Genomic DNA, 25531 nt, shown 5'->3' with positions numbered 1-25531 from the left:
CGGGCACCACCGAATCACTTCTTCTGAAAGACTCCATCTATAAAAACGCCCGGCGCGCAGCGTCGGGGTGATTCTAAGATTCTAATGATTCTATGATTCAGGGCCGCTATGTGTTTGAAACCACAGACTGAATCAGGGTCTAACCTGACCTCTTGGGGGCTTTTGCCTGACTTCGCGGGGGATGTAACCTGTCCTGGCGGGGGCTCTAACCTGACCTCTTGGGGATCATCCTGTCTTCTTGGGGGAGGCGTGGTATCGTGACCGAACCATGTGTTTCGAGCCGCTTTTTGGTCCCTGTTTCGCGCGATACCGCTGACAATTGCGACTCGGCGGAATCACAGGCGGAATGTCCGATTCTCACGGCGAATCTATCCTGACCTTTTGGGGGCTCTAAGAAGAGTCTAACCTGACCTGACTTGACGAACGAGGTCAGGACAGGCAGTTTCCGAAACAGTGTGAGGTGAATCGCATGGGAGTGCCAGCGGAAAGCGTAGACGAGGAAGGCGGCGAAGAGACTTCGGCCGCCCGCTCGATGCGCGTGGCTGCAGCGCTCGCTCGCAAGGGTGGCGACCAGTTCGCCAAACCCGGTCGCCTTGTCGAGGTCCGCTTCGTCAAAGGGCAATCGCTCAGTCTGACCGCCTCCCGCCTCCTCGCCCTCATGATCCTGACTGCGGGCGGCGATGCCTGGCAAGACACGACGCACCGTATGCGAAAGTCGGACATCCGTCGCGGCCACAAGGGCAACGAACGAATTGTCGATATGCTTGAAGAGTTGCACAGAACGCTCTTCGCAGAGGATGACAAATCTTGGCGCGGCAAGCGCGCCACGAAGCGTTTCAACCTTATTCAGGCGTCTTGGGAAGAGGTCGAGGACAACGACAAGGAAACGGGCTGGATCGAGTGGCAGTTCACGCCTGACGCTCGCCGGCTTATCCAGGAGTCCGAAACCTATGCGGTGATGAACCGCCAGGCCGTGCTAGGGTTCAGGTCAGCCTATGCCCTGAAGCTGTACGAAGAGGGCGCTCTTCGCCTCCACAGACGGCAACCTGTGTGGAAAGTCGATATGGTGGGTTTGCGCGCGGCGCTGGGGATCGATCCCGACAAGTATGCCGACTTCGCTCAGCTACGCCGCAAGGTTCTGACGGTCGCCAAGGCAGAGATCGACCAGCTCGCCCACTTCACAGTCGAATGGCAAGAGATCCGGCGAGGCCGTGCCGTGATCGAGATCGAGTTCCGGTTCGTCTCGAAAGATGCGCCGGCGCAGATTGCAACGGTCGACGAACTCGAGCGTCATTCGAAGGGACGGAAAGCTAGGCGCGACGATACCGTCGAGAAGGTCGTGGCAAGCGATAGTCCCCTTCCCCACAGCCCGACCGTCGACGGCGTGGACGTGGCGAATGTCCTGAAGAAGGTAACTGCTGCGCTGGTAAGCTCGGACGCGGCGTCGTCGGGCGGGGTAGAATTGTGGGCAAGGTTCCCCCGGGGCCGGCTGCATTTCGGGGCTACCGAGGAGGCGGCTCGTGAGATTGGAGTTCGCTATGGCGGTGGCTGGGACGTCGACATGATCGCCGAGGCCTATCGCGACCATATGGGCGCTCGCTTGAACACCCTGTCCGGTACGAAACTCGAAAAGTCCTGGAAGGGCTGGTGCGAAGCCTTTTTCAATCGGCGAGGCCGGCCGTAACAGCACAAATTGCAGCCCTGCAATTTGTGCCACAAAGGGTCGTGCAGGCGGTCACACGCCCCTCACCGCATCGCCGAATATCACACGGTCCAATCCCAGCCACCGCGCCATTGACCGGAGGGCCTCGTCCAGCTCTTCGCCGGCATGAGCAGGCGCGTCGCTCTCGAACGTCTTTTGTTGAACGAGTAGCGCTTTCGCTTTCCGGTCTGCCTTCAGGTCGACCCGTGCGACGATCTGCTCATCAAGCAGGAACGGTAGAACATAATATCCATAGGTGCGCAGCGGAGCAGGGACGTATATTTCGATCCGATAGCGTATGCCAAAGAGGCGCTCGGCGCGGTCGCGTTCCCAGATCAATGGATCGAATGGCGCTAGCAAAGCGGCATGGCGTATTCGTCGTGGGCGCCTCGCCTCCCGGTGCAACCACGTTGACTGGTTCCACCCATCAATCTTCACGGGCTGAAGGACGCCCTCCTCCACGAGCTGCGCAATAGCTGGATGAGCCTCTGTTGGAGAAAGCCGGAAATAGTCACGCAGATCTTTTGCCGTTGCTACGCCAAGGGCGCGGGCGCTGTGCTCAATGAGTTGGCGTCTGGCTGCCGCAGGTTCCGGGGTGGGGAGAGCGAGGATCGTCTGTGGCAACACGCGCTCGGTGAGATCATACACTCGCTCGAAACTCGCACGTCGTGTCGCAGTGGTGATGTGGCCGGACCAGAAAAGCCACTCCAGCGCCATCTTGCTGTCGCCCCACTCCCACCAGCCTGCGCGTCGCTTCCCGCTTTCGATATCGGATGCAGCGAGGGGTCCGTCGTTGCGGATGCGCTCGAGGATCGAGATCGCGTCCGCCCGCCGATCGCGCGCGAATATGCGCAGACCCTTCCATCCAGTCTCGCCAGCGTCTGCCATTGCCTGTCGCCATCGCAGCAACGGCTGGAGGGGGAGGGGGATCAAAGACGCTTCGTGCGCCCAATATTCGAAGAGCCGACGCGATCGGAGTGGCCCCCAGGCGTCGGCCTCCAGCAACCTCGGATCATAAACACCAAGGCGCGAATAGGCCGGAAGGTAGTGAGCTCGCGTCAACACGTTGACGCTGTCGATCTGGTGGAGACCGAGCCGGGCGATAGTACGCCGCAAATGGTTAGCCCTGACAATAGAAGGCATGGCCTCACCAAAGCCTTGCGCGGCAAGGGCGATGCGTCGGGCAAGCGCGGGGTTGAGGCTCTCTGTCATGACGACACATATCAACGCGGTCACTTGCGACCCGCAAGGATGAACGTCGCGCTATCGTCAATCCTGTGCCCCCACCGAGTCAGGTTGCGAGCGGAAGGCGCGTCTGGCACAAATTGCAGGGCTGCAATTCCTGCCATGAAGGCGTCGATTAGCCCCCAAGAGGACAGGATAGAAGTACGGGCTGGCGATCCGACGGTCTCCATGGTCCAACTGTCAAATTTCGGGCGGATATTGACCAAAAAGTGAAAATCGAACATGGATGCTCCAGACTTTAACAGGAGCAGCTATGGCGTCCGCAATTGATGAAGTGCGGATGGGGGAAACACTCGATGTTGCGTCGCTCGCTGCTCGGTCTTCCTCTGTCCTTGAAAAGCTGCGCAACTCGGCCCGAAGCGCGCGCGCCGACGAGCGGCGAGAACCGACGTTTCAGATCGGAAAGGCCGCCGATCTGGTGGGGCGGACGACCGGAGCGATTCGCGAGGCCGAGAGCGATGGCCGTCTTGTGCCACCTCCGCGGACAGAAAGCGGTCGGCGCATGGGATACACGCTTGCTCAGTTGAATGACATGCGTGGCGCCTTTGGCACGCGCCCATGGCGCGATCCAAGCGACCCGTGTTCTGTCATCGCGGTCCAGAACTTCAAGGGTGGTGTCGGCAAGTCGACGGTGTCGGTCCATCTGGCGCAATATCTGGCGATCCGCGGCTATCGTGTCCTCCTGATTGATTGCGACAGCCAGGCGTCTGCTACGACCCTTTTCGGCTATGTGCCGGATCTCGATTTGAACGAGAACGACACGCTCTATCCGTACCTGCGAGAGGGTGAACGCAAGTCCCTCGATTATGCGATCCGCAAGACCCATTTCGATGGTCTTGACCTGATCCCGGCCAACCTGCGTCTCTTCCAGTCGGAATATGAACTCGCGGCGCGTATGGCGCGGGGGCAGGGGGCTCTGCTCGATCGAATGGCGCAGGGTATCGCCTCGGTGCAGGATCTCTACGATGTAGTGATCCTCGATCCGCCGCCAGCCTTGGGAGCAATCTCCCTATCCGTTCTCAGGGCAGCCAACGCACTGGTGGTGCCGGTTCCACCAACCGTGATGGACTTCTCCTCGACGGCTGCCTTTCTCGCCATGCTCGACGAGACCATTCAGGAACTCTCGACGCACGACCTCGCGCCGCAGCTGTCCTTCCTGCGCTTCGTGGCATCGAAGGTGGATGAGGGCAAATCGATGCAGAAGGGCCTGCTCGACCTGATGCGGCAGGTTTACGGAACCGCCATGGTACGCTCGCCGCTCAAGGACTCTGCCGAGATCGACAACGCTACCGCCCGTCTGATGACCGTTTACGAACTGGACGGCCCGATGACGAGCAAGACCGTGCGTGATCGCTGCCTGACCTATCTCGATGGCGTGAATGCCGAGATCGAGCTTGATATTCGTAAGACCTGGCCCAGCCATCTGAGCCGTTTGCGCAAGGATGGGCATGCGTGATGGACAAGAATTGCAGCCCTGCAATTTCGGCAAATAGGGGGGCAAAATGAGTTCGAAGAACAAGAGCTTTCTAGGCGATCTGGCGTCCTCTGTGGAGCCCAGCGCCGAAGGTCAGGAGCGTGGTCCGCGTTTGGGGGTAGGGGTCCTTGGCGGCCGTAACAATCGCTTGGCCGAACTAGCTTCCGGTGCGGTGGTGAATAACCCGCAGGAACTCGTTGATCCGGCGCGCTGCCGGATTTGGGAACGGCACAATCGGGACTACGGCGCACTGAGCCGTGAACGGTGTGACGATCTAATCGAGAGTATCCTCGCGCAGGGCAAGCAGGAGGTCCCCGCGATCGTTCGGCGCATTCATGAGCCGGACTATGATTTCGAGATCATCTGCGGGGCTCGCCGCCATTGGTCGGTATCTTGGCTACGGGCGAACAATCATCCCGAGGTGCGCTACCTCGTGGAAGTGCGCGATCTGACGGATGAGCAGGCGTTTCGCATTTCCGATCTGGAGAACCGGGCGCGCGAGGATCTCAGCGATCTGGAGCGAGCGCGAGACTATCTTAAGGCGCTCGATCTCTATTATGGCGGCAGCCAGAAGGAGATGGCGAGGCGGCTGAACCAGTCCGAGGCGTGGGTCAGCCGTTACCTTGATCTAGCCAGATTGCCTGAAGCCGTCGTCGCGGCTTTCCCAGATCCTTTCGAGCTGAAGATCTCGCATATCGGCAGTCTGAAGCCTGTGCTGAAATCCGACGATGATCGCTCGCGTGTGCTCGCCGAGGCGCGTCGTCTGTTTGAAGCGCGCGCGGCAGGCAATGAGGGGTTGCCCGCCAATGCTCCTGAGACGATTCGCGCCCTGTTAGCGGTGGTCGGGTCGGCCGCGCCGCGCAAGAAGGAGCCCAAGCCGGCAAAAGCCCCCAAGAGGACAGGATCGGATTCCGTGGTCGTGCATAGCCCCGGCGGCACGGCACTGCTTCGCGTCGACGGAAAGGACAGGCGTGGCGTGACGCTGACGCTCTTCCACAAAGGCGGCGGGAGTCGAGCGGAGGCCGAAGCAGCATTACGCGACCTTCTCGATTATCACTGGCCTCAATAAGGGTGGCCGCGTCTCTCTCTCGCCCGGCTGGCAAGCTTCGCCGCTCCTTGAGGAGAGATTTTAAGAAGCCGTGCGATCGCAGGGATGCGGATGCCCGGAAAGGCAGCCTCTAAGCGCATGAGGGCAGGGAGCTTACTGCGCCGGGTGACGCCGAGCTCCTTGGGAAGGTTGGCATCGAGCCTTTCAACGGCATCAAGTTCTTTCAGGCCAGTCAGCGCGGTGTCTCCAAGGCGCTTTTCGAGATCAACGGCAAGATCGCGCGCAGTGACGCCGAAGAATCTTGGAAGGCACACGAACGACGGGATGATCTGGGAGGTAAATCCTGCGGCGAGCAGCGCCATTGGAAGATGGCAGGCCAACAGCCAGATCGTGCCGAAGGTTCGGGGATCGACGGTGAGCTGGCGCCCGTCCAGCGTCGCTAGGGACCGACCGCCGACCGGCGCGATCTCGAGCTCCGCGTGGACCTCCAGGAGGCGCTCTGCGACCGCCAGAAGGGTAGGGGCTGGATATGGTTCGGCCAACCTCCGCTTGGCCGCTCGAAACGCCGATCCGAATAGAACGAGGTCGTGGCGGCCCCAGGTCTGCGCCTCCTCTCGATCGTCGAGCAGCAGGCGCAGCGCGTTGAGCGTCGCCTTGGCCACGGCATCACCTTCTGCTTCCTGTGCGAGCAGCACGAAGTGCACGAGTGCTGCGACCGACATGGGGTCATTCAGGCCTTCACAGTGGCGAGGAGGAGGGCTCCGGCCTGTAATCCAGGCAAGCAGGTCGCTTGTGTCGACCGGTAGCCCCGCGAGCGCGGCAACTGTTGAGGTCGCTGACATTCGCGCTCTCCCAAGCCAAATGTCGCGTGCTGGACTACGAAAAAGACGACCGTCGAGCCGACCGATGAGCAGCAGTGGGGCAGGGGAGGGCGGCCTCGGCATCCGATATGGTTATCGGTGATCTCAACCAAAGTCACATGTTAGTTGAGGCAGCCGATACTGATGGGAAATCGACATGTGATAATTGCAGTTATCGCATAAGCGGAATTGACCTCTCTTTATTAGGTGAGCTACAAGGGCCGCTGAGGAGCGTGGCGCAGGATGGGCACCGAAACCGGCTTAGAAGGGTCAGAAAACGCTGTGGCGGCGCCTGAGGCGATCCTGCCAACCGTTAGCGCGCCGGCCGACCTTGCCTGGACGATCGTGCAGATGCGCGCGGGCGAGCGCATTGCCGTCAACGAGGCGCTGATCGCCGCCTATCAGGCCGCTTCGTCGCCTCACAGCATCCGCGCGCTCAAGTCCGACATCGAAGCATTCGACAGCTGGTGTCGGCGCACCAACCGGATCGCGCTGCCGGCGACGGCTGAGACCGTGGCCGATTATCTGGATGCGCGGGCGGGGAAGGGGAGCCGTCCAGCGTCGCTATCCCGGTACAAGGCGTCGATCGCCAAGATTCATCAACTGCTCGACCGCCAGGATCCGACGCCGGCGCCGCTGGTCAAGTTGCGGCTGCAGGCCGTGCGCCGTGAGAAGGGGACGGCGCAGAAGCAGGCGCGGCCGCTGCGGTTCAAGGGCCCGGTGCGCGACGTCGAGCGTGACAAGGCGCGTGGGCTCAACATCCGCGCGCTGCTAGAGAGCTGCGGAGACGATCTGCCGGGCCTTCGCGATCGTGCATTGCTGTCGGCGGCCTATGATACCGGCCTGCGAGCCTCCGAACTCGTGGCGGTGGCCGTCGAGCATATCGAGGAGGCGATCGACCCCGAGTCACGCCTGCTGCAGATCCTGCGCAGTAAGGGCGATCAGGACGGGGAGGGGGCGACCGCCTATCTTAGCCCCCGCACCGTCGCGGCGATCATGGCCTGGACCGAGGCTGCCGAGCTATCGGCCGGGCCGCTGTTCCGGCGGGTGCAGGTGCGGCGCTACAAGGCGCGCGCCGCCGTGCGCGGTCGGGCGATCGACAGCATTTCAGGTCGTGAGGCTTGGGACCTGCGCAAGACACTCTCGAAGCCTGCCGTGAAGGCGCGCGTCGAATATGACATCGGCAGCCTGGCGCTCCACCCGGGCTCGATCGGGCCGATTTTCCGGTCGATCATCAAGCGGGCGTTCGACCTCGGCGCGCTGCCCGATCTGACAGCCGAGGATTTGGCCAGATTGCTAAAAGGGATCAGCGCGCACTCGACACGGATCGGGCTGAACCAGGATTTGTTCGCGAGTGGCGAGGATCTCGCGGGTATCATGGATGCTTTGCGGTGGAAGTCGCCACGAATGCCACTGAGCTACAACCGTAATTTGGCCGCCGAAGCGGGCGCCGTCGGCCGCCTGATGGACAGGTTGAAATGACCGCGCCCGGTATCGACAGCTGCTCCCTAGCCCCTTTGTATTTCGAGGCCTTCTTTGGTGCCAGCACGGGGCGGTGCAACGGCTTTCTTAGATTGTGCCCAAGGTGTTGTCTAATCGCGAACCGCTGAGCAAGCACCTTTTCGCAACATCACTGGGCTGCCGTGGCGGGATGACAGGCAGCTGCAGTCATAAAGATCGACAGGCTCGGTACCCTGGCGCCTTTAAGGTGGGCGCTGCCAGGAGCATGGTTGTCTGCGCGGTCGACATGTTCCGCCGCATGATGGGTTTCGCAAGAGAGGCCTTCCAGTGTGGTGCGCGCATTTTGCCGACAGTAATTGCAACTGGAACGTTGTTGGACGGAATGGCCTGACCAACGTCCCGACGAGACGACCGGGCGCCGGATACCGGCGTGATCGGCTATGGTTTTTCCTTCTAGCTTCCTCGTGAACTGGTTTAAGGCTTTGCGTTTGCTGACCTGTCGAACAGCTCGCCAGTCTTCAGCATCTGATGCATTATGACTGCCAGCTTGCACGCGTCGCTCTGGTGCCCCGCAAACGAGCTGCTTCCCGAGCTCTGCGGTCTGGCTGCGCATGCTGCGCCATGCTTCGAGGATGGGCAAGATGATCCGCTCCAATGCAGCATTGGTGCTCAAAAGGCTCCGGACGTGCCCTTCAAAGACTCGTCCGGAACCCTTGGGAATGATCAAACCGAATCAGCAACGGAAGTCGATAATGCATTGCAGCGTCACTTTTGGCGATTATCTGATCCGTCGATCCTCCGTCCCGTTAGCAGGCCTTTGGCGCCCTTGCCTTCGAACTTGAACTCGAAGTCTCTCCAGGTTTTCCTCCAGCGTCGCGCCACGTATCTTTCTCCTGGTCTTGCTGCATCATCGAGCATGATAAGGCCTCCCGGTGCGATACGTTCGAAAAGGCGTTCCGCCATTCCTCGGGTAAAGGGATGTATTGACCAAGGCGGTCCATCTATGACAAGCAGATCAATTGTCTTTGGAAGGTGATGCAAGACATACCATAATCCAGGCCAGGCCTTGTCCCGAAAGTTCAGCGGAGCATGGCTGAAACTTGCCGACAGGTGGTGCTCAGCGAGCCAAATGCCCATCTGCTCAACGAACGGTTCATACTGATCGTAGCTGTATAAATGCCCGCCACCGTGAAGCGACAATGCTTTGGCGATAACCAGCGAAGTTACTCCGGAACCTAATTCCACAACATTTTTCGGTTGTCGGACTTCAATCTCATCAACAATCCTGTGAAGAAGGTAAGTGTCTGCTTTCCAGCTGCCAAGATGAGGCAAGGCGTCCTGTTCAAGGTTTATACGCTCAAGAACAGCATTTTTTTCAGCTTTGTTTCCCCCATAAAGGCTTTTCAACAGCCAAGGCCATTGGATGAGCGCAAAGAATAGCTGGAACAGGGTTTCGCCCTTTGTGCGCGCGGTGCCTGTTTCCTGCGGCATCTTTTTGGCCAGCATGCCGGTCAGATTTTTGGTCGTCAACTTTCGTCACCTTCGTTATGGATAGCAGTCCAGTGAGCGAGGCAGCAGCCAGTTACCGAGTGTCATCTTAGGCAAACCCACCAATGTATGGCGCTCTGCACAGCAAGTCGTCCGACCCTCGATGATCTGGAGCAAAATCTCTTCTCCCATGCTCGTCCCTCTAGGAGGTCGACTGGCGCCCTAAAAAGCCGAGAATTGCGGCAGAAAAGGCGTCGTTTGCATCGCCTGCGACCATATGCGTGGCATCGATTATGTCGGTATATTCAGCATGCGGCGCCAATTCGCGTAGATGTTCGACAGCGCCTTTCGAGACAAGATCACTAGATCCGCCCCTGATCAGATGAAGCGGTAGCGTCAAATTAGCGGCAGCCTTGTATAATATATTGACTTGCTGCTCCTGATGCGCGGTATCGCTGCAATGTGCAGCCACCATATTGCTAATAAATGCTGGATCCCAGTGCCAGTAATAGCGGCCATCCTCTTTATGCCGGAGATAGTGCCGCAGGCCATCACCCGCTCTGCGCTTGCGACGATGAGGCATGTAGCGCGCAATGACTTGTGCAGCTTCTTCCGGAGACGAAAAGCCAGTCTCGACATGTTCTTGCATGAAGCTGACCACCCGCATCACGCCGCCCGGATCGATACGCGGGGCTATATCTACAAGAGTGAGCGACGCGAAGCTGCCTGGGGCGAGGTCTCCTTCGGCTATCATTCCGGCAAGGCCGCCAAGGGAGGCGCCTACCAGAGCCGGTTTGCGATCCATTCTTGATGCTACCGCGACGAGATCGGCCGCAAAGTCGCGCACGTCATAGGCACCTGCGCTCGACCAGTCGCTGTCGCCATGCCCACGCATGTCGATAGCGATAGCGCGAAACCCCGCCTCGACCAGATCTTGCATTACCCGCTTCCAGGCGCGGCGAGTCTGACCCGCCCCGTGGGCAAGCAAGACGGGCATCGCCCCGCACTCGCCCTTCACTTCAACAGCCAGGCTGATACCAGCGGCTCCATCGATTGTGCGATTCTTCCCGGTCATCCACCAGTCTCGGTCTTGCAGGCCCGATTGAAGATAAACCCCTTAGTCCATTTTTGGCGTTGCCTTTGCGCCACTTCAGGACGTTGCATCCACACACGCGCGAAGAATTGAGAGGGTCGTTCTATCGTCCTGACTTCGTGCTTCACAGAAGCTGATTGCGCGCCTGTGCATGAAGACGAGGGTTGGTCCGTTCCTGAGCGGTCGATCGCGATCATCTATTTCCGTTCCTCAGTCGTGGGCCGGTAGTCAGGTAGTTTGGGAGATCCCAAGCCTTCCCGGTCAATCTTCTTGGCCGCATCGCCCACGCGTCGAACTGGTTCGCGAACGGAGCGGGCGGTTTCGGCGATTTGTTGCGCATCCCCTTCCAATTGCCTGATCCGGGGCCGTGCGTGTGCAATGGATAGGCCCAGAGACCGGGCCTTGCCTTCGGCATCATGCAAGGGCCGGCCGAGGCTGTCGCGAAGACCGCCCCGCGATGCCTCGAGCCTCAGGCGAAGCCTCTCCGCGTCGTCTCCCGCCCGAGCCATCACATTCCCTAGAGAATGGATCCTGTCTTCCTGCAGGACCTCCGCCGCGATTTGACTGGCATCGCTTTTCCAGTCCCGCGAGCGCAGCGCGAGTTGGCCAAGACGTTCCTCGATTGATCGCTGACCGGCAGGGTCCAGCTTCTTTGAGATGCTCTCGGCACCTGACGATATCTTGGCGATCATCTCGCCTGGATTGAGATCACCGCTCAGGAGACCGCCGGTCTTCACTGGCACAAGCGGGAATGGCTGTCCCGCTTGAACTGTAAGTGCCGGTTCACGCTTGTTGCTTCCCGCCAGGCTTATTTCTGCCGATCCATCGAAGAATGATTTATCGATCGACGCTGTCACGCCGCGATGGAGTAAGATGTCCTTGGTAAGGACGAACCGGACCATCACCGTACCCGGATTTGAAGGTTGGAGCCGGACCTGGGTTACTTTCCCGACGGGAACACCAAGAAGGTTGACGCCCGATCCGATTTGAACGCCGTCGACCGATTGTTTAAACTGCACCTCATACGTGGCCCCGTCAGCCTCACGCGACTGGATGAGCCACAGGGTGAACCCAATGACGGCGGCTATGAGCAGGCCGACAACAAGGCTCACCTTCAACCAGTTCGAACGCGTTTCCATGCGACCTAGAAATCCTGGAGCCGGCAGCGCGACAAATAAGCTTTGACTTTTCGCGAGATTTGGAACGTGATCATCGCCGCTTCACTCGTTCGCCAATTGCCAGGGCAATGGAAAGCACCGCCAGCAGCCCGGCGATCATCGGTTCCGAGGCGAAAAGGATTGCAGCACATATTCCCAATGCTGCGGGGTAGAGCTGGGGAGTGGCTCTGCTGTTGCGCTCATCGCCGCGCAATCGTTCAAGATCCCTGGGTGCGATACTGACGGTGATAGACCCGGTACGCGCAACTCTCTCGATCTGTCCCACCAGGCTCGGCGTTGACAAGGCGGCTCTTCCAAGCGCTGCAAATAGCTTGCCCGCTTCGCCACGCAATCGCGCAGGACTCGTTCGCTCGCGCATCAGTTCCTTTGCCAGCGGAGCCAGTTCTCGAGTGATGTCAAATGTCGGATCGATGCGCCGGACAAATCCCTCTGCTGTGAGCAGCGTCCGGAGCACCAGTGCCAGATCGGGCGGGAGCGCGAGATGAAAGTCGCGCAGTATCGCAAAGACCATCTTGAAAATGTCGGTAAGGTCAATTTGCTCCAGCAGAACATTGCTGAAACGGTTGATCAGTTCGTCCAGGGCCTCTTCCAGCCTGACACGGTCAACATCAGGGTCGCCCGCCCAAAGCAGCAGAATATCGACGACCCCGCTTGTGTCCGCCGCCGCGATCGCCAGGCCAAGCCGTACCAATTCCTCCCGGCGTCTCGGCAGAAGCGTCCCCACCGCTCCGAAGTCGATAAGCGCCAGCGTTCCGTCCTCCAGGAAAAAGACGTTGCCGGGGTGGGGATCGGCGTGGAAATGACCATTGATGACGATCATGTGGAGGATCGCCTGCGCATAGGTGCTGGCGAGGCTCGTGAGATCAAGGTCGCCCTGCCGTGCCGCCTCCAGATCGCTTGCCGCGAGGCCTCGAAACCGCTCCTGTATGTTGACACGCCTGCCGGACAACTCCCAGTCGAAGCGAGCCGTTCGCACGCCGAAAGCTTTGAGATACTCTCCGATCGTATCGCTGGCGCGAGCTTCCGCGCCGAGGTCCATTTCCCGATCGATACTTTCAGCGAAGTGGCGCAGCAGTTCGTCCGGCTTGAGTCGCGCGATCTCGGGGATGCGGCGCTCTGCGATCCGGGCGACGCGGCGCAGCAGCCGAAGGTCGGCGTCGACAATCCGCTCGATCCCGGGACGACGGACCTTGACGATAACGTCCCGGCCGTCGAGCAGCGTTGCTGCATGGACCTGAGCGATCGAGCCGGCCGCAATCGCTTCGTCTTCAAACGAGGCGAAATAGCTTTCCACAGTTCCGCCGATCGCCTCTTCGATAAGTGGTCGCACGGTGGCGAACGGCAGCGGCGGAACCCGGTCCTGAAGTTTCGAAAGCGCATCGATCCAATCGGGCTCCAACAGATCACTTCGCATTGCAAGAATCTGCCCGAACTTGACCGCCGCAGGACCGATATCTTGCAGCAGCGCAACGACTGCTTCTGGTCGAGCGCTATCAAATGGTTCCTCACCACCCAGTCTGAGACCTAGCCGGGAGGCCATTCCCTTGAGGCCATGTCGCCCGAACAGAAGCAGGATTTGTGCGAACCGCTCCCGCTCCTTCAATGCGACCGCTTCAGGCCCGTCCATCAAATGAGGATCAGCCATCGTTATGTGCCTTGAGCGTGGGGACCCGACCTTGGCGGAAGCCAGCTTGCGTTTCGAGTTGATCCACGACCTTGTCGAGGTGAAGGATCGCCCTATCCAATGCTTCCAGTTCTTCCGCGGTCAAGCTGCCGAAGGTCTTTGCCACAATGCCATCGTAGAGTGGCAGGGCCTGCTCCAGCATCGCCCTGCCTGCGTCCGTGATTTCCACGAGCTTTACACGGCGGTCCTCTTCAACGGGCGAGCGTGTGACCAGACCATTCTGCTCCAACCAGTCAATCGCCTGGGTTACCGTGCGCGGGGCCTGATCGAAGAAGCTTGCAATATCGGTTGAGCGGCTGGGTTGCTCGGCGAGATATACTAGCAGCTTAAGACGGGCCATCGATGCACCTTGGGACGCAAGGTGCGCGTCGATCAGCCGCCGCATTCTGTACCAGGTCCAGCCAAAGGCCGTCGCGAGCGCGCGCAAATGAACTTCCTGAGGTTCCATATGTTATGTCCTTGCTCAATCTTTGATGGCATGGCAAGAGGAGAGGATAAAGTTATGACTGCGACGAAGCTGACCGCTCTTGGCCTTTGGCGCGCCATTGCTCGATCGTCATCGTGAGACCCCAATGCTTGACCATGGCGTAGTTCAAGATATGCGCTGCGTGGCGTTGATGCCAGCAGCAGCCGAAATCGTCCGCTGTTCAATTCCCATGCTGCCAGTGCGATGATCGCGGCAGATTGGCATATTGACGAGGGTGGCGGCCAGACTCTGCATGTGAGCGGTGACTGGACTTCGCTTGCTTTGGGCGATGCGGAAGGGCGCCTGGATGCCCAGGCGGCCAGGAGTCTAGACGTGCAGCGTCTCGATCTTTCTGCTCTAGGGCGGATCGACACTGCTGGTGCCCTCCTACTTTTGCGGTCCATGGCTCCAGGCGCCGAAATTGACTTTGGCGAAAGAGAGGATTTGCAAAGGCTGATAGACCTTGTTCGACCTGCCCTTGAACAAGAGTCGTCCGGTAAGGCTGGCGTCACTGGTGTTCTAGGATTTTTCGAGCGCTTCGGCCGTCAGGTAATCGGGACCGCCGGTGACGCCTACCAGATGCTGGTGTTCACTGGACAGCTTATTATCGCGCTCGGCCGTACGCTTGGCAATCCTCGCCGATTGCGCATGACGCCGCTTGTCGCTTTCATGCAGGACGCGGGCATTAATGGGCTTCCGATAGTTTTTATCATGACCTTCTTCATCGGCGCGGTCATTGCGCTTGTTGGCACCAACCTTTTGACAACGCTTGGCGTTGAGGTGTTCACGATCCAGTTGGTGGGCGTGGCCATCCTGCGCGAGTTCGGCGTAGTGATCACCGCCATCCTTCTGTCTGGACGTTCCGCATCTTCCTTTGCCGCTCAGATCGGTTCGATGCGGATGAACCAGGAAACCGATGCGATGCAGGTTATGGGTGTGGACCGTTTCGATGCGCTGGTAATCCCGCGCATATTAGCCGCGCTTCTCATGATGCCTCTCATGACCTTCTGCGCGGATATCGGCGGTCTTGCTGGCGGACTGTTGGTCAGTTGGGTGACGATTGATATCAGCCCGGTCTTTTTCATCCAGCGTACGCTCGAAACGGTAGACATTAAGCATTTCTGGATAGGCATGTGCAAAGCGCCGTTTCTGGCTCTGATCATCGCTGCTGCGGGCTGTCGGCATGGCCTTATGGTCGGCGGCGATGTCCAAAGCCTTGGTCAAAATGTGACATCCGCGGTCGTCCAGTCAATCTTCATGGTCATTATGTTCGATGCGATTTTCGCGGTGATCTTCATGGCGCTCGATCTGTGAGCGCGCCTCTGGAAACCGATGCCGAAGACGTGCCCATTCGCGTCAAAGGCCTGCGCACGGCTTTTGGCGACAAGGTCATCCATGAGGATCTCGGCCTTGAGGTCAAGCGCGGTGAGATATTGGGTGTGGTTGGCGGATCGGGTTCCGGTAAGTCGGTGCTGCTCAACACTATCCTGGGCCTCAAGCAGCCCGATGGCGGATCCGTCGAGATATTCGGGCAGGACATCCGCGATCCGCAAGCGCACAGTGAAGTCGAGCGTCGGATTGGGGTGATGTTCCAGCAAGGCGCATTATTCTCCTTTCTCACCGTACAGGAAAATGTCGAGGCGCCACTTCTAGAACATACGAAACTCACACATGAGTATGTGCACGATCTTGCAAGGCTGAAGATCAAGCTTGCTGGTTTGCCGGAAGATGCAGGCTGCTTGAAGCCTGCCGAGCTATCTGGCGGAATGCGCAAGCGCGCGGGGGTAGCCCGCGCAATCGCGCTGGATCCGGATATCCTCTTTCTCGACGAGCCGACTGCCGGCCTCGATCCAATTGCTGCAGCCGAATTCGATGATCTTATCAGAACATTGCGGGATGCTCTTGGCTTCACCGTGTTCATAATCACCCACGACCTCGATACTCTGTACGCGATTTGCGACCGCGTTGCGGTTGTCGCTGACAAGAAAATCGCCGCTGTTGCAACGATCAAAGAACTTGAACGGTCAGATCACCCGTGGATCCGGAGCTATCTTCTGGGACCGCGAGGCCGTGCCGCCAAAAAAGAGAAAGAAAGCTGATGGAACGCCATGCCAACTATGCTCTGGTAGGCGCCGCCTCCATCGCGTTGCTTATCGCCACGCTTGTTTTTGTTGTCTGGCTCGGCGGTTCGGCCAAAGGAAGTGATTCTTACCAGATCGTGTTTCATGGGCCGGTCAGAGGCTTAAGCGTTGGAGGCGAAGTGCAGTTCAACGGCATCAAGGTCGGGGAAATCGGCGGAATCCGCCTCGACCAACGCGACCCCAACCGTGTTATCACGGATATCGAACTGACGCGCGGGACACCGGTCCGCGAAGATTCGGTCGCATCCTCTGAAAGTCAGGGCATCTCAGGGGTCAGCATCGTTCAAATCAGCGCTGGCACGCCGAGCAAGCCCCTTCTCAAGACCAATGATCACGGTAAGCGACCTGTCATCCCCAGCAAGCCCAACGCTATGTCTTCGTTGCTGCAAGGCGGCGGACAGGTGGTGGCAAGCGCGACCGAGGCACTGAGCCGTGTGAACAAGGTCCTGTCTGACCGTAATATCGCCAACATCGGCGGCGCCATTCGCGATGTCCGAATGACTACGGCGGAACTGGCGGCCAATCGGACCATGTTCGCCCATGCCGGTTCTGCGCTCGCCAAACTGGATCGGGCGGCTGACGATATTCAGGGCGCGGCCTCGTCCGTTCGGCAGATTGCCGATGGCGATGGCAAGCGCGCCTTCGCCGACATCTCCCAAGCGGCAAACGAGCTCAAATCGGCAGTTCATGAGGCTCGCGGCGTGATCGCCAAACTCGACACGCAAAGCGCCGATATCGGCACGACCACGATCCCTAATATCAATGCGACTATGCTGACATTGCAAGAAACAGCTGAATCGCTGGACGGGCTAATTCGCGGGATCCGACAAAGTCCCCGCGAAGCTCTGGCCAAAAGCCGGGGTACTGAACTGGAGTTGCCTAAGTGACATTATCAACCAGGAATCGGACTTTTGCACTTCTGTCGAGCGCCTTGCTGCTGGCTAGCTGTGGAAACCTGCTAGGCGGCGGCGAGCGCGCTGACCTTTTCAGGTTTGGCGTGGTTGACCCCACGCCCGTCACCGGGATGCAGGGTGCGCTCCCGACTCGCTCTGTATCTCTGCTTCGCCCCCGGTTCTCGCAGGAGGTGGAGGGCGATCGCATGCTCACCACGCGGGGGGAGCGTGCGCTCTACCTCAAGGGGGTTCGTTGGGTGGCGCCGGTCCCCGATCTTTTCACCCAGGCGCTGATGCGTCAATATGCGGCGCGGGCACCTGACGTGCGCCTGACGGGCGTGAGAAACGCCACCGGGGCATCGCATGCGCTGCAGATTGATATCGAGCGATTCGAAGCAAGGTATGCCCTAGATGGGGGTGAAAAAGCACCGCCCACTGTCATTATCGAAGGCGATGCAACCCTGTTTGATCTTTCTGATCGTCGTCCCGTCGAGGCCAAGCGCTTCTTGGTGCAGGAGCCAGCTTCCGCAAATACCACAAGTGGGATAGTCGCCGCTTTCGATCGTGCAGTAGCTCGCTCAACCACAGAATTGACGGATTGGTCCGCGGATACAGCGCGGAAGCATTCCACAGAGCGCGCGCTAGATACATCCAAGGATCGGATGGATCGCAAGCAGGAGATAAATTGATCATGAGCCTGTCGCCGATCTCAGCAACTTTCGGGCGTAATTGCATGTACAAAATCGCCATGCGCCGGATACCTTCGTAGGTATCTACGAGTTTTGTTTTTATTTGAAGGACCGACCCGATCGGAGCCAAATTAAGTAAGATAGTGAATATCGGGTTCCAGGTCTTAATAAGCGATAGCATATCGACCATGTGATAAGTCAAATCTTGCAATTCCTAATATTTCTATCCGATTAGCCAATGGAATCTGCTGCCGATTCAATTGCTATTGATTTGACAATTCAATTTATGCAATGCGGGTGATGGTGGAACGATTATCCAACAGCATCGTTACGACGTGGTCACGTTTAACGTGATGCGGCCACTTGACCGCTCGCAATCTATTCTACGGAGAAGGTACTATGCTGAAAGTCATTATGGCCGCGGGCGCGCTAGCGCTTTCAGGTTCAGGGGCTCTTGCCCAAGCTGTTTCGCCAACGAACACAGGTTCAATGTCGAGCATGGATACCGGCACGACACCGATAGCTGGACAGAATGAGCCAGCGTTTGTGATGGCTGCATCGGATGCGAACCTCTATCAAATAAAAGCGGCGCAGCTCGCCGTGACCAAGGCCCAGCGTGACGATGTGAAGGCTTATGCCAAACGTGTTCAGACAGAAGCGCAAATCGCCCAGAAAGCTCTCATGGCGGCGCTGCGCAACGATCAGCGGACGATAAAAGCGCCATCGTCATCGCTTTCCTCCGACAGAGCCGCACTCGTGAAGCTGCTCCAGAAGACGCCGCGCGGCAGCTTCGATAATCTTTATCTATCCCAGTCCGCCCAGGTACTGCAGGCGGCATGGGCCATCAACAAAGGCTATGCGCAAGACGGCACCGACCCAGCCTTGAAGCAAGTCGCGGGCACCGCCGTTCCCACACTTGAGCAAGAACTCACCAACGGGAAGGCACTTCTTCCTTCAGCATTGACCGGCGGTCAATGATCATAGTGGCGCCCGTTCTTCACGGGCGCCACTCAATGTGATCGTCATGCCCTTGTGGGCATCTGCTGTTATTTCAAGCGCGGCAACAGTGAACCCCACAGCGGTCGTGTTTATGCTTTCAACCTTGTCTTCAGGATATTTGGCGGATGATGATACTTATTTTTGCCATGGCGGCTCTTGGACAAAGCCCCGAGCAACCCGCCAGAAAAGATGAGACAGTTGACCGCGGTCGGGAAATCGTCACTCAGCCGGCGAAAGATATTGGCGCGGCCAAAACTGAAATTCCAGTTATTCTGGAAAGAGCGCAAGAAAATCCATATGGCCTCTCCGGTTTGAAATCCTGTGCGCAGATCAAGGCCGCAACCACGGAGCTCGATAGCGTCCTCGGACCTGATTTTGCCGTCGGCAACAACAAAAAAGAGAACAGGCCTGGTCGGCTAGCCGAGGCTGGAGGAAAAACTATTGTTAACACAATCATACCGTTTCGGGGCTTAGTTCGGGAGATTTCGGGCGCAGCTCCGGCCGAAAGACGCCTGGCGTCAGCAATCGACGCCGGCTTCGCGCGCCGCGGCTTTCTTCGTGGAACAGCGCTCGCACGGCGCTGTCCGGGTAGTAAAAATTAACGACGAAAGCTGACGCTATTGAATTCAATGCCGCTGTGTGAGGCTGCGCATTATCTCGTGAGCTTGGCATTGCAGGGCAATAACTCCGGCGAGACTAACAAGAAAGTACTAGCGGTCGAGACCGCCCATAATATCGCTGTCGGACAAGGTGACGGCACCCATCCAATCAAAGTGGCACGGCAATTTTCGGATGGCGCTGCTCATATCACGATAGCCCATCGTTGCGCGGATTGAACCTGGACATCGGATCTCGGCTCAGTTTTTATCGACCGTCCTGTAGGCACCAGTAATCTTCTCGCCGAAATGGTGGGCATCATGCGCGTTCAGCTTCTGTATTTGTGCCCCAGCTTAACAAATCGTTCCTCGGTATATTCTGATTCTGACGTGAAGTTGGGGGGAGCTACAGCCTGATAGGGCGGCTGATGGTTAGTACCGGTCCAGCGGCGTCGGGCAAGAGCGAATGATAGGGGCGTAAACGCTGAGGTTCCATATAATATGCAATTGCCGAGCGCCCTTTAATGCTGCAAGAGCAGAACCGCACCGCGCATCATGGGGAATTGTAATTTATATGGCGGACAAGTCGGCCACTGCTTCGGCGGATCCTGAGGGCCTCGGCGAATCGGCAGCGTCCCCGCTTAAATCGCCACGCGTTCGCCTGGCGATGCTCATTAGCGCGATCTTGCTGCTCATTGGTGGCCTTGTCTGGTACTTGGATCATCAGAACCGGGGCCGATACATGCAGGTGACCGACAACGCCTATGTTGCGGCGGATTCCGTCATCACAGCGCCCAAGATCGCCGGATATGTTGAACGGGTGTTCGTTATCGAGAATCAGACGGTTCGGCAGGGGCAGTCTCTAGCTGAACTCGATCCCCGCGAATATCGGGCGCAGACTGAACAGATTACCAGCCAGATCGAAACGGCAACGGCTGCGGGGGATACGACGCGCTCTCAGATTTCCGAACAACAGGCAACCATAGCGCAAGCGCAAGCCCAGCTCGACGCGGCGCGCGCCGAGGCTGCTTTCGCCGCACAGCAGGTTACGCGATATCAGCCGCTTGCCGCATCCGGCGCCGAGCCAGGGGAGCGTTTCGCGCAGCTTCAGACGCAGGCACGGCAAGCTCGCGAGCGAACCAATGCTGCGCATGCCGCGCTGATTGCCGCGCAACGGCGTGTCGGTACACTGAGCGCGCAGGTACGTCAGGCCCAGTCGCAAGCAGAGGCCGCGCGTGCCCAACTCAAGGTGGCGCGCGTCAACGTCGAATCGACAGTGCTTAAGGCTGCCATCAATGGCCGTGTGGGCGACCTGGCTGTCCGTGTCGGGCAATTCGTGCAGCCCGGTACGCGCCTGATGACACTGGTTCCTGTCGATCGATTGTTCATAGAGGCGAATTTCAAAGAGACTCAACTGGGGCTTATGCGCGTCGGCCAGCCTGTTGGCATCGAAATCGATGCGCTCCCTGGCGTCGAACTGACCGGGCGTATTGCCAGTGTCGCTCCTGGCACGGGCGCCCAGTTCTCGGTGCTCCCCCCCCAGAATGCGACCGGAAACTTCACAAAGATCGTACAGCGCGTGCCTGTACGCATTGCAATCGATGCTCCTCTCGAAGTGCGCAGGCTCCTTGTGCCGGGAATGTCGGTTGGAGTAACGGTCGATACGCGTTCAGCCAGAGGAGAGATGGATCGACTCCGTCAGGCCGTAAGCCGGAAGCGTTGACAGTGGTCACGGTCACAGCATCTCCAGACGCAGCTCGTTCCGCGCGTGCGGACTTGACCGCTTGGATCGCTGTGGCTGCCGGCTCGCTCGGCGCACTGCTGGCGACCCTCGACATCTCGATCGTCAACTCGGCACTGCCAACGATCCAAGGCGAAATCGGAGCAACCGGCACTGAGGGAACGTGGATCGCCACCGCCTTTCTCGTTGCCGAGATCGTCGTCATTCCGCTGAGCGCTTGGCTGGAGCGGCTTTTGGGACTGAGAACCCTCCTTCTCATTTCCGTGACTGCCTTTACCGGGTTCTCCATCCTATGCGGCATCGCCACCGACCTTATGACGATGATCATCGGACGAACCGGGCAGGGCCTTATGGGAGGGCTGCTGATACCGACCGCCATGACGATTGTCGCAAAGCGACTCCCGCCACCCCAGCAGCCTATCGGGATGGCCCTTTTCGGAATGACAGTAATCTTGGGGCCCGTTCTTGGCCCCTTGCTCGGTGGCTGGCTGACGGAAAATTTGAGCTGGCATTATGCCTTCTTCGTCAATGTGCCGGTCTGCGGGATACTCCTCTTGCTCCTGTTGCTCGGCCTGCCGCACGAACGTACGAATTGGGTCTATCTTCGCGAGGCCGACTGGTTGGGTATTATAGGCCTGATCCTTGGCCTTGGAGGACTGACGATCGTGCTCGAGGAGGGGCACCGTGAAGACTGGTTCGAATCGACGCTTATCATCCGGCTGACGTTTATAACAGTAGCAGGGTTTGTGATGTTGGGGATCGGACAGATCCGGGCAACAAAGCCCGTCCTTAAGTTGCGAATCGTCATGAGCAGACAGTTCGGCAGCGTCGTTATAATGGCGCTAGCGCTGGGCATGGTGATGTACGGATCGACCTTCGTCATCCCGCAATTCCTGTCGCTTATCGCCGACTATAATGCCCTCGAGACCGGACAGGTCATTTTTCTCATGGGCGTTCCTGCCTTCTTTGTGATGCCATTCGTACCGTTTCTGATGCGGTTTGTCGACATCAGGCTGGCCGTTGGTGCTGGCCTCGCGCTTATGGCTGCTAGCTGCTTTGTGAACACCAGTCTCACAGTGGAATCCGCAGGCGAAGCCTTTACTACCGGTCAGCTGCTGCGCGGGGTGGGGATGATCTTTGTCATGCTCTTTCTGAACCAAGCCGCCATTACCTCAGTCAGCAAGGAGGATGCTGGAGATGCCTCGGGCATCTTCAATGCTGCGCGAAACCTCGGTGGCTCATTCGCTCTGGCGGCCCTGACGTCGTTCCAGGACCAGCGCATGTCACTCCACAGCCGACGGATGGAGGAAACGCTGTGGGCAAACGATCCAAGCGTGCAGGAGTATATCGCGGGGATGTCTCATACTCTGGGAAATATGGACGCCGGCCTTCAGTCGCTCGCTGGCACTATTCAGCAGCAGGCGTTCGTCATGACCTATAACGACATATTTTTGACGATGGCGGTAGCGACTTTTGTGACGCTCCCGTTCGTGTTTTTCCTTCGCCCGCTCCCCAAGGGGATGTCGCTGACGATGCATTGAGGTGGTAATGGCAAAGTTAAGTGGTCTCATCCTTCCGCTGCTCCTTGGTGGATGTGTGGTCGGCCCGGACTATTCCGGACCACCAGAGCTCGGCCAAGCCGCGCCGCGGCCAACATTCGTTCGTCAACCAGCAGATGCATCGACCAGCGAGCCTGAACTCGCCGAATGGTGGGCGACGCTGCAAGATCCGGTTCTCGATGAGCTCGAGCGGCGCACTCTTGTCGCGAATCCCTCGATTGATGTTGCGCAGGCCCGACTTCGCCAAGCCCGTGCGTCTGTACGCCAGGAGCGAGCAAACCGCCTGCCGACGGCTGGTGCTCAGGGCACGGCCATATTTGCCGATCTTCCCGGGATCGATCTCCAGACCAGTCAAGGAAGTACTACACCCACACCTGTTCCGGCGCCTTCATCCGCCCAGGATGCGGACACGTCTCTGCGTTTCTACAACCTTGGTCTGAACGCAAACTGGGAAATAGATCTCGCGGGCGGGCAGGTGCGAAAAATCGAAGCGGCAAACGCGCTGGCGGCGGCAGCGGCGTATAATGTTGCAGACGCAAAGGTCCAGCTCAGCGCTGAAGTCGCGCAGACCTATACCAATCTTCGTGACCGGCAGCAGCGCGCCGCCGCTTTTCGCGAAGGTCTCGACATTCAGCGGCAGCAGCTCGCCCTAGCCCGGCAGCGTTTCGGGCAAGGCACAATCCCGGCCTTTACTGTCGGCCAAGCGAACCGCGCGGTTCAGGCCACGATCAGCGATCTCGCCGCAGCCGATGCTGAGATCGTAATATATATGAATGCGCTAGCGGTTCTCGCCGGTGAAGCGCCGGGATCTCTCGATCCGCTATTGACGCCACGGCGCGATATCCCGATGCCCCCTGCGCGGGTGTCGATCGGAGACCCTTCGGCGCTCCTGCGTCGCCGTCCCGACATCCGCGCTGCGGAGCGCAGTCTCGCTGCCACAACTTCCCGGATAGGAGTCGCGGAAGCAGCTCGTTTTCCGAAAATCAGCTTCATGGGGATTCTCGGGATTGGCGGCACGTCGATCGGAGACCTGGTAGATCTGGGCAATATTTCCAACATCGCCGTCCCTCAGCTGCAATGGGGCTTGCTCGATTTTGGACGAACGTCAGCGGCGATATCACAGGCACGCTCTGGTCGCGATGAAGCCGAGGCACAATATCGGCAGGTAGTGCTCGGCGCGCTTGAGGATGCGGAGACGTCGCTTGCGCGCTTTGCACAGCAAAGGCGAAACGTCGCCGCTTTTGCCGAAATCAAGCGGTCAGCAGATGAAGCGGCAACGCTGATGCGGCAGCGCTATGCGCGGCAGGTCATTTCGAGAGGCGACGCTCTTGAGGCTGACCGCCAGCAGCGGCTTGCAGAGGCAAACCTGCACAGTGCGGTTGCGGCCCTCACCGCCAGCTATGTTGCCATACAGAAGTCGCTTGGACTGGGATGGACAGAAGCTGGGAGTCAAGCCTCAGCCCTTATGAGCAAATAATGATGGTATCTGTCCGGACTTGCCAATACAAGAATCGGCGGCCCTGCCCACCGCCAATGATGACTTTTGGCACAGGGCAACCCGCCTGTTCGGCATCCATCCTGCGGCCCTTGCGATTATACAGAGTTTCGCGGGGTAACGCGCCCCGGGGCGATTGCGTGTAAACGCTCGCGCTAAATGGCGGCGTTCTGATCGCGCTATTTGTCAGTTGCCGGGTCCGATGACGAGGCAATCGCGCGCGGCCTGAACGATGTCAGCGGTGACCTCCTCGACGCGGTTGAGGGTCATGATCCGCCGCATCTGCGCGAACAGGCGCTCCATGAGCCGGAAGTTGCCGCGCGTGATGCGGATCACGGCTGCCTGCGCTTCGATCGCGTCGAGTTGGGCCGGGTCGAAGCTGATCCCGAAATCGCCGGCGTGGGTCGCGAGCAGCAGCCGCATTTCGGTCTCGGTAAGCGGTTTGAACTCGTGGACGAAGCCGATCCGCGAGTAGAGCTGGGCATAGCGGGCGAGGCGCTTCTCCAAGCCCGGCATACCCATCAGGATCAGCCCGAAGCCGTGGCGATCGGCCATGTCGCGGAGATGTTCGAGCGACTTTATGGTCAGGCGGTCGGCCTCGTCGACGATGACGAGGGGGCAGGCGATGCGGGCGGCGTCATGGGTGATTTCGTCCTGCGAGCCGCCCGCGACCGTCAGCCGGGCATAGCCCAGCTTAATGAGGTTGAGGCCCAACACCGCGTCGATCGTCTTGGGCGTGTTGCTGACCGACACGGTGTAGAAGACGGCGCGGCAGCGAGCGACCTTTTCGCCAAGGAGCGCGGCAATGGGACGGAGCGCGGCATATTCCCCCAGGTCGGGGAAGCTGGAAAACTCGCGCGCCGATCGCGTCTTTCCGACGCCCGGCCGGCCATGACACACGCCGATATAGCGGTAGTGCGCGCAGGCTTCGGCAAACTCGACGAACCGGGCATGTTCGCGGGTCGCCAGGAACGGCTGCTCGACCAGGAACTCAATCGTCAGCGGCGTAGAGCCGGAGCCCTCGGTAGGTGGTGGGCCGGGAAGCCGTATCCTCTTGGTCGCCATCGAAGGTCTCCGTGGGGGCAGGCACCTGCTTGTCGCGCTCCTTCGCGCCGCGCCGGGCGCGCTGGATCGCGCGCAACGACGGGTGCCCAGCGTGCTCGGAGCTGAGCGCACGGCAGACGAACCGGCCCTGGTGGTAGACGTGGATCTCGGTCAGGTCGCGGGGGTCATAGACCGCCTCGACCTGCTCGCCGACGAAGGCCGCGAGCGTGGGTTCGACATAGCGCCTGCCCATCAGACGGATGCCGTCGCGCAGCACTTTACGGGGCTTGGGCACGTGCACGAGCAGCATGTCGAGCTGTTCAAGGCTGTCGGGCATTGCGGGCAGGAACCCGCCCTTCTGCCAGCGCGTGATCGGCGGTTCGCCGGTGCTGCCATGCGGGCGACGATGATAGACGCCGCACACGAACGCCTCGAAGCGGGCGCGCAGCTCGTCGAGCGTGAGCACTGGCGCCGACAGCGGCTTGCCCGCGATCAGGTGGCCGGGCAGGTCGGGCAGGAACATGTCGTTGATGGTGCGGAACAGCCGCTCGATCTTGCCGCGCCCGCGAGGACGCCCCGGCAGCGAATGGATGAGGCGGATTTTGAGGGCGATGCACGCCTGCTCGATATGCTCGGAGATGAAATCCGAGCCGTAGCACATTGGGAAGCTGCCCC

The 25531-nt window shown here is 59.3% G+C and carries 24 protein-coding genes; 13 read left to right on the top strand and 11 right to left on the bottom strand.

Annotated elements, in window-relative coordinates:
- The first annotated feature begins 532 nt into the window (after positions 1-532).
- A complete protein-coding gene (locus A7Q26_RS07395) occupies positions 533-1684 on the top strand; it encodes a replication initiation protein (protein ID WP_037492281.1) in 1152 nt (383 codons plus the stop codon).
- Between the two features lie 51 nt (positions 1685-1735).
- On the opposite strand, the gene A7Q26_RS07390 is transcribed toward A7Q26_RS07395, so the two are convergent.
- On the bottom strand, positions 1736-2914 hold the full coding sequence (locus A7Q26_RS07390) for a winged helix-turn-helix domain-containing protein (RefSeq protein WP_004212855.1): 1179 nt from the start codon (positions 2912-2914) through the stop codon (positions 1736-1738).
- Between the two features lie 20 nt (positions 2915-2934).
- On the bottom strand, positions 2935-3171 hold the full coding sequence (locus A7Q26_RS07385) for a hypothetical protein (RefSeq protein WP_004212856.1): 237 nt from the start codon (positions 3169-3171) through the stop codon (positions 2935-2937).
- Positions 3172-3200: 29 nt separating this feature from the next.
- Between A7Q26_RS07385 and A7Q26_RS07380 the strand changes: the two genes are divergently transcribed.
- Both A7Q26_RS07380 and A7Q26_RS07375 read left to right on the top strand, forming a co-directional pair.
- Positions 3201-4403, top strand: a complete 1203-nt coding sequence (locus A7Q26_RS07380; protein ID WP_004212858.1) for an AAA family ATPase — start codon at positions 3201-3203, stop codon at positions 4401-4403.
- Positions 4404-4449: 46 nt separating this feature from the next.
- Entirely contained in the window at positions 4450-5490 is a 1041-nt protein-coding gene (locus tag A7Q26_RS07375; RefSeq protein WP_004212859.1) for a ParB/RepB/Spo0J family partition protein, read from the top strand.
- Here A7Q26_RS07375 and A7Q26_RS07370 read toward each other — a convergent pair.
- Entirely contained in the window at positions 5484-6191 is a 708-nt protein-coding gene (locus tag A7Q26_RS07370; protein ID WP_230588552.1) for a hypothetical protein, read from the bottom strand. The two genes, A7Q26_RS07375 and A7Q26_RS07370, sit on opposite strands and share 7 nt — an antisense overlap.
- Positions 6192-6572: 381 nt before the next feature.
- Here A7Q26_RS07370 and A7Q26_RS07365 point away from each other — a divergent pair, with 381 nt between their 5' ends.
- Positions 6573-7811 (top strand): site-specific integrase, encoded by a 1239-nt coding sequence (locus A7Q26_RS07365; protein ID WP_021245284.1) that lies wholly within the window; start codon positions 6573-6575, stop codon positions 7809-7811.
- Between the two features lie 148 nt (positions 7812-7959).
- Here the strand turns inward: A7Q26_RS07365 and A7Q26_RS25525 are convergent, their stop codons facing one another.
- The 6 genes from A7Q26_RS25525 to A7Q26_RS07340 form a co-directional block, all read right to left on the bottom strand.
- Positions 7960-8463, bottom strand: coding sequence for a hypothetical protein (locus A7Q26_RS25525; RefSeq protein WP_174401673.1), 504 nt, complete (start codon positions 8461-8463; stop codon positions 7960-7962).
- Positions 8464-8555: 92 nt separating this feature from the next.
- Complete coding sequence (locus A7Q26_RS07360; RefSeq protein ID WP_021245286.1) at positions 8556-9320, bottom strand: class I SAM-dependent methyltransferase; 765 nt, start codon at positions 9318-9320, stop codon at positions 8556-8558.
- A gap of 160 nt (positions 9321-9480) precedes the next feature.
- Positions 9481-10353, bottom strand: coding sequence for an alpha/beta fold hydrolase (locus tag A7Q26_RS07355; RefSeq protein WP_021245287.1), 873 nt, complete (start codon positions 10351-10353; stop codon positions 9481-9483).
- Between the two features lie 215 nt (positions 10354-10568).
- Entirely contained in the window at positions 10569-11510 is a 942-nt protein-coding gene (locus tag A7Q26_RS07350) for an MlaD family protein (RefSeq protein ID WP_009824042.1), read from the bottom strand.
- 70 nt (positions 11511-11580) lie between these two features.
- A complete protein-coding gene (locus tag A7Q26_RS07345) occupies positions 11581-13194 on the bottom strand; it encodes an ABC1 kinase family protein (protein WP_009824041.1) in 1614 nt (537 codons plus the stop codon).
- On the bottom strand, positions 13187-13681 hold the full coding sequence (locus A7Q26_RS07340; protein WP_009824040.1) for a MarR family winged helix-turn-helix transcriptional regulator: 495 nt from the start codon (positions 13679-13681) through the stop codon (positions 13187-13189). Before A7Q26_RS07340 ends, A7Q26_RS07345 begins: the two co-directional genes overlap by 8 nt.
- Positions 13682-13903: 222 nt before the next feature.
- Here A7Q26_RS07340 and A7Q26_RS07335 point away from each other — a divergent pair, with 222 nt between their 5' ends.
- The 9 genes from A7Q26_RS07335 (at position 13904) to A7Q26_RS07300 (ending at position 23794) form a co-directional block, all read left to right on the top strand.
- Positions 13904-15013, top strand: a complete 1110-nt coding sequence (locus tag A7Q26_RS07335) for an ABC transporter permease (RefSeq protein WP_031291247.1) — start codon at positions 13904-13906, stop codon at positions 15011-15013.
- Positions 15010-15798, top strand: a complete 789-nt coding sequence (locus A7Q26_RS07330; protein WP_009824037.1) for an ABC transporter ATP-binding protein — start codon at positions 15010-15012, stop codon at positions 15796-15798. The genes A7Q26_RS07335 and A7Q26_RS07330 overlap by 4 nt, the downstream gene beginning before the upstream one ends.
- A complete protein-coding gene (locus A7Q26_RS07325; protein WP_009824036.1) occupies positions 15798-16727 on the top strand; it encodes an MlaD family protein in 930 nt (309 codons plus the stop codon). The genes A7Q26_RS07330 and A7Q26_RS07325 overlap by 1 nt, the downstream gene beginning before the upstream one ends.
- Positions 16724-17422: an ABC-type transport auxiliary lipoprotein family protein gene (locus A7Q26_RS07320; protein WP_139114816.1), complete on the top strand. Its 699-nt coding sequence runs from the start codon at positions 16724-16726 to the stop codon at positions 17420-17422. The genes A7Q26_RS07325 and A7Q26_RS07320 overlap by 4 nt, the downstream gene beginning before the upstream one ends.
- A gap of 399 nt (positions 17423-17821) precedes the next feature.
- On the top strand, positions 17822-18400 hold the full coding sequence (locus tag A7Q26_RS07315; protein WP_225870697.1) for a DUF4142 domain-containing protein: 579 nt from the start codon (positions 17822-17824) through the stop codon (positions 18398-18400).
- 149 nt (positions 18401-18549) lie between these two features.
- On the top strand, positions 18550-19023 hold the full coding sequence (locus A7Q26_RS24530; RefSeq protein ID WP_009824033.1) for a hypothetical protein: 474 nt from the start codon (positions 18550-18552) through the stop codon (positions 19021-19023).
- A gap of 568 nt (positions 19024-19591) precedes the next feature.
- Positions 19592-20740 carry an HlyD family secretion protein gene (locus A7Q26_RS07310; RefSeq protein WP_009824032.1) on the top strand — a complete coding sequence of 383 codons (1149 nt, stop codon included), beginning with the start codon at positions 19592-19594 and terminating at the stop codon, positions 20738-20740.
- A 53-nt stretch (positions 20741-20793) separates the two neighbouring features.
- Positions 20794-22299: an MDR family MFS transporter gene (locus A7Q26_RS07305; protein ID WP_009824031.1), complete on the top strand. Its 1506-nt coding sequence runs from the start codon at positions 20794-20796 to the stop codon at positions 22297-22299.
- 7 nt (positions 22300-22306) lie between these two features.
- Positions 22307-23794, top strand: coding sequence for an efflux transporter outer membrane subunit (locus A7Q26_RS07300; RefSeq protein WP_050763085.1), 1488 nt, complete (start codon positions 22307-22309; stop codon positions 23792-23794).
- Between the two features lie 204 nt (positions 23795-23998).
- Here A7Q26_RS07300 and A7Q26_RS24525 read toward each other — a convergent pair whose 3' ends face one another.
- Positions 23999-24877, bottom strand: a complete 879-nt coding sequence (locus A7Q26_RS24525) for an AAA family ATPase (RefSeq protein WP_009824028.1) — start codon at positions 24875-24877, stop codon at positions 23999-24001.
- On the bottom strand, positions 24804-25531 hold a 728-nt coding region (locus A7Q26_RS07290), incomplete at its 5' end, for a Mu transposase C-terminal domain-containing protein (protein ID WP_198162869.1). The genes A7Q26_RS07290 and A7Q26_RS24525, both read right to left, overlap by 74 nt.

This window comes from Sphingobium sp. TCM1 (genome assembly GCF_001650725.1).
GTDB lineage: Bacteria > Pseudomonadota > Alphaproteobacteria > Sphingomonadales > Sphingomonadaceae > Sphingobium.
Note: the sequence above shows the minus strand (reverse complement) of the source record. Positions and strands in the feature narration are given on the sequence as shown.

Bases quoted from the DNA above. Each gene is read 5' to 3' on its own strand.
- A7Q26_RS07345 (WP_009824041.1), bottom strand. From the start codon at position 13,194: ATGGCTGATCCTCATTTGATGGACGGGCCTGAAGCGGTCGCATTGAAG.
- A7Q26_RS07300 (WP_050763085.1), top strand. From the start codon at position 22,307: ATGGCAAAGTTAAGTGGTCTCATCCTTCCGCTGCTCCTTGGTGGATGT.
- A7Q26_RS07395 (WP_037492281.1), top strand. From the start codon at position 533: ATGCGCGTGGCTGCAGCGCTCGCTCGCAAGGGTGGCGACCAGTTCGCC.
- A7Q26_RS07375 (WP_004212859.1), top strand. From the start codon at position 4,450: ATGAGTTCGAAGAACAAGAGCTTTCTAGGCGATCTGGCGTCCTCTGTG.
- A7Q26_RS07365 (WP_021245284.1), top strand. From the start codon at position 6,573: ATGGGCACCGAAACCGGCTTAGAAGGGTCAGAAAACGCTGTGGCGGCG.
- A7Q26_RS07340 (WP_009824040.1), bottom strand. From the start codon at position 13,681: ATGGAACCTCAGGAAGTTCATTTGCGCGCGCTCGCGACGGCCTTTGGC.
- A7Q26_RS07370 (WP_230588552.1), bottom strand. From the start codon at position 6,191: ATGTCGGTCGCAGCACTCGTGCACTTCGTGCTGCTCGCACAGGAAGCA.
- A7Q26_RS24530 (WP_009824033.1), top strand. From the start codon at position 18,550: ATGATACTTATTTTTGCCATGGCGGCTCTTGGACAAAGCCCCGAGCAA.
- A7Q26_RS07335 (WP_031291247.1), top strand. From the start codon at position 13,904: ATGATCGCGGCAGATTGGCATATTGACGAGGGTGGCGGCCAGACTCTG.
- A7Q26_RS07385 (WP_004212856.1), bottom strand. From the start codon at position 3,171: ATGTTCGATTTTCACTTTTTGGTCAATATCCGCCCGAAATTTGACAGT.
- A7Q26_RS07325 (WP_009824036.1), top strand. From the start codon at position 15,798: ATGGAACGCCATGCCAACTATGCTCTGGTAGGCGCCGCCTCCATCGCG.
- A7Q26_RS07350 (WP_009824042.1), bottom strand. From the start codon at position 11,510: ATGGAAACGCGTTCGAACTGGTTGAAGGTGAGCCTTGTTGTCGGCCTG.
- A7Q26_RS07310 (WP_009824032.1), top strand. From the start codon at position 19,592: ATGGCGGACAAGTCGGCCACTGCTTCGGCGGATCCTGAGGGCCTCGGC.
- A7Q26_RS07390 (WP_004212855.1), bottom strand. From the start codon at position 2,914: ATGACAGAGAGCCTCAACCCCGCGCTTGCCCGACGCATCGCCCTTGCC.
- A7Q26_RS07380 (WP_004212858.1), top strand. From the start codon at position 3,201: ATGGCGTCCGCAATTGATGAAGTGCGGATGGGGGAAACACTCGATGTT.
- A7Q26_RS07355 (WP_021245287.1), bottom strand. From the start codon at position 10,353: ATGACCGGGAAGAATCGCACAATCGATGGAGCCGCTGGTATCAGCCTG.
- A7Q26_RS24525 (WP_009824028.1), bottom strand. From the start codon at position 24,877: ATGGCGACCAAGAGGATACGGCTTCCCGGCCCACCACCTACCGAGGGC.
- A7Q26_RS07315 (WP_225870697.1), top strand. From the start codon at position 17,822: ATGCTGAAAGTCATTATGGCCGCGGGCGCGCTAGCGCTTTCAGGTTCA.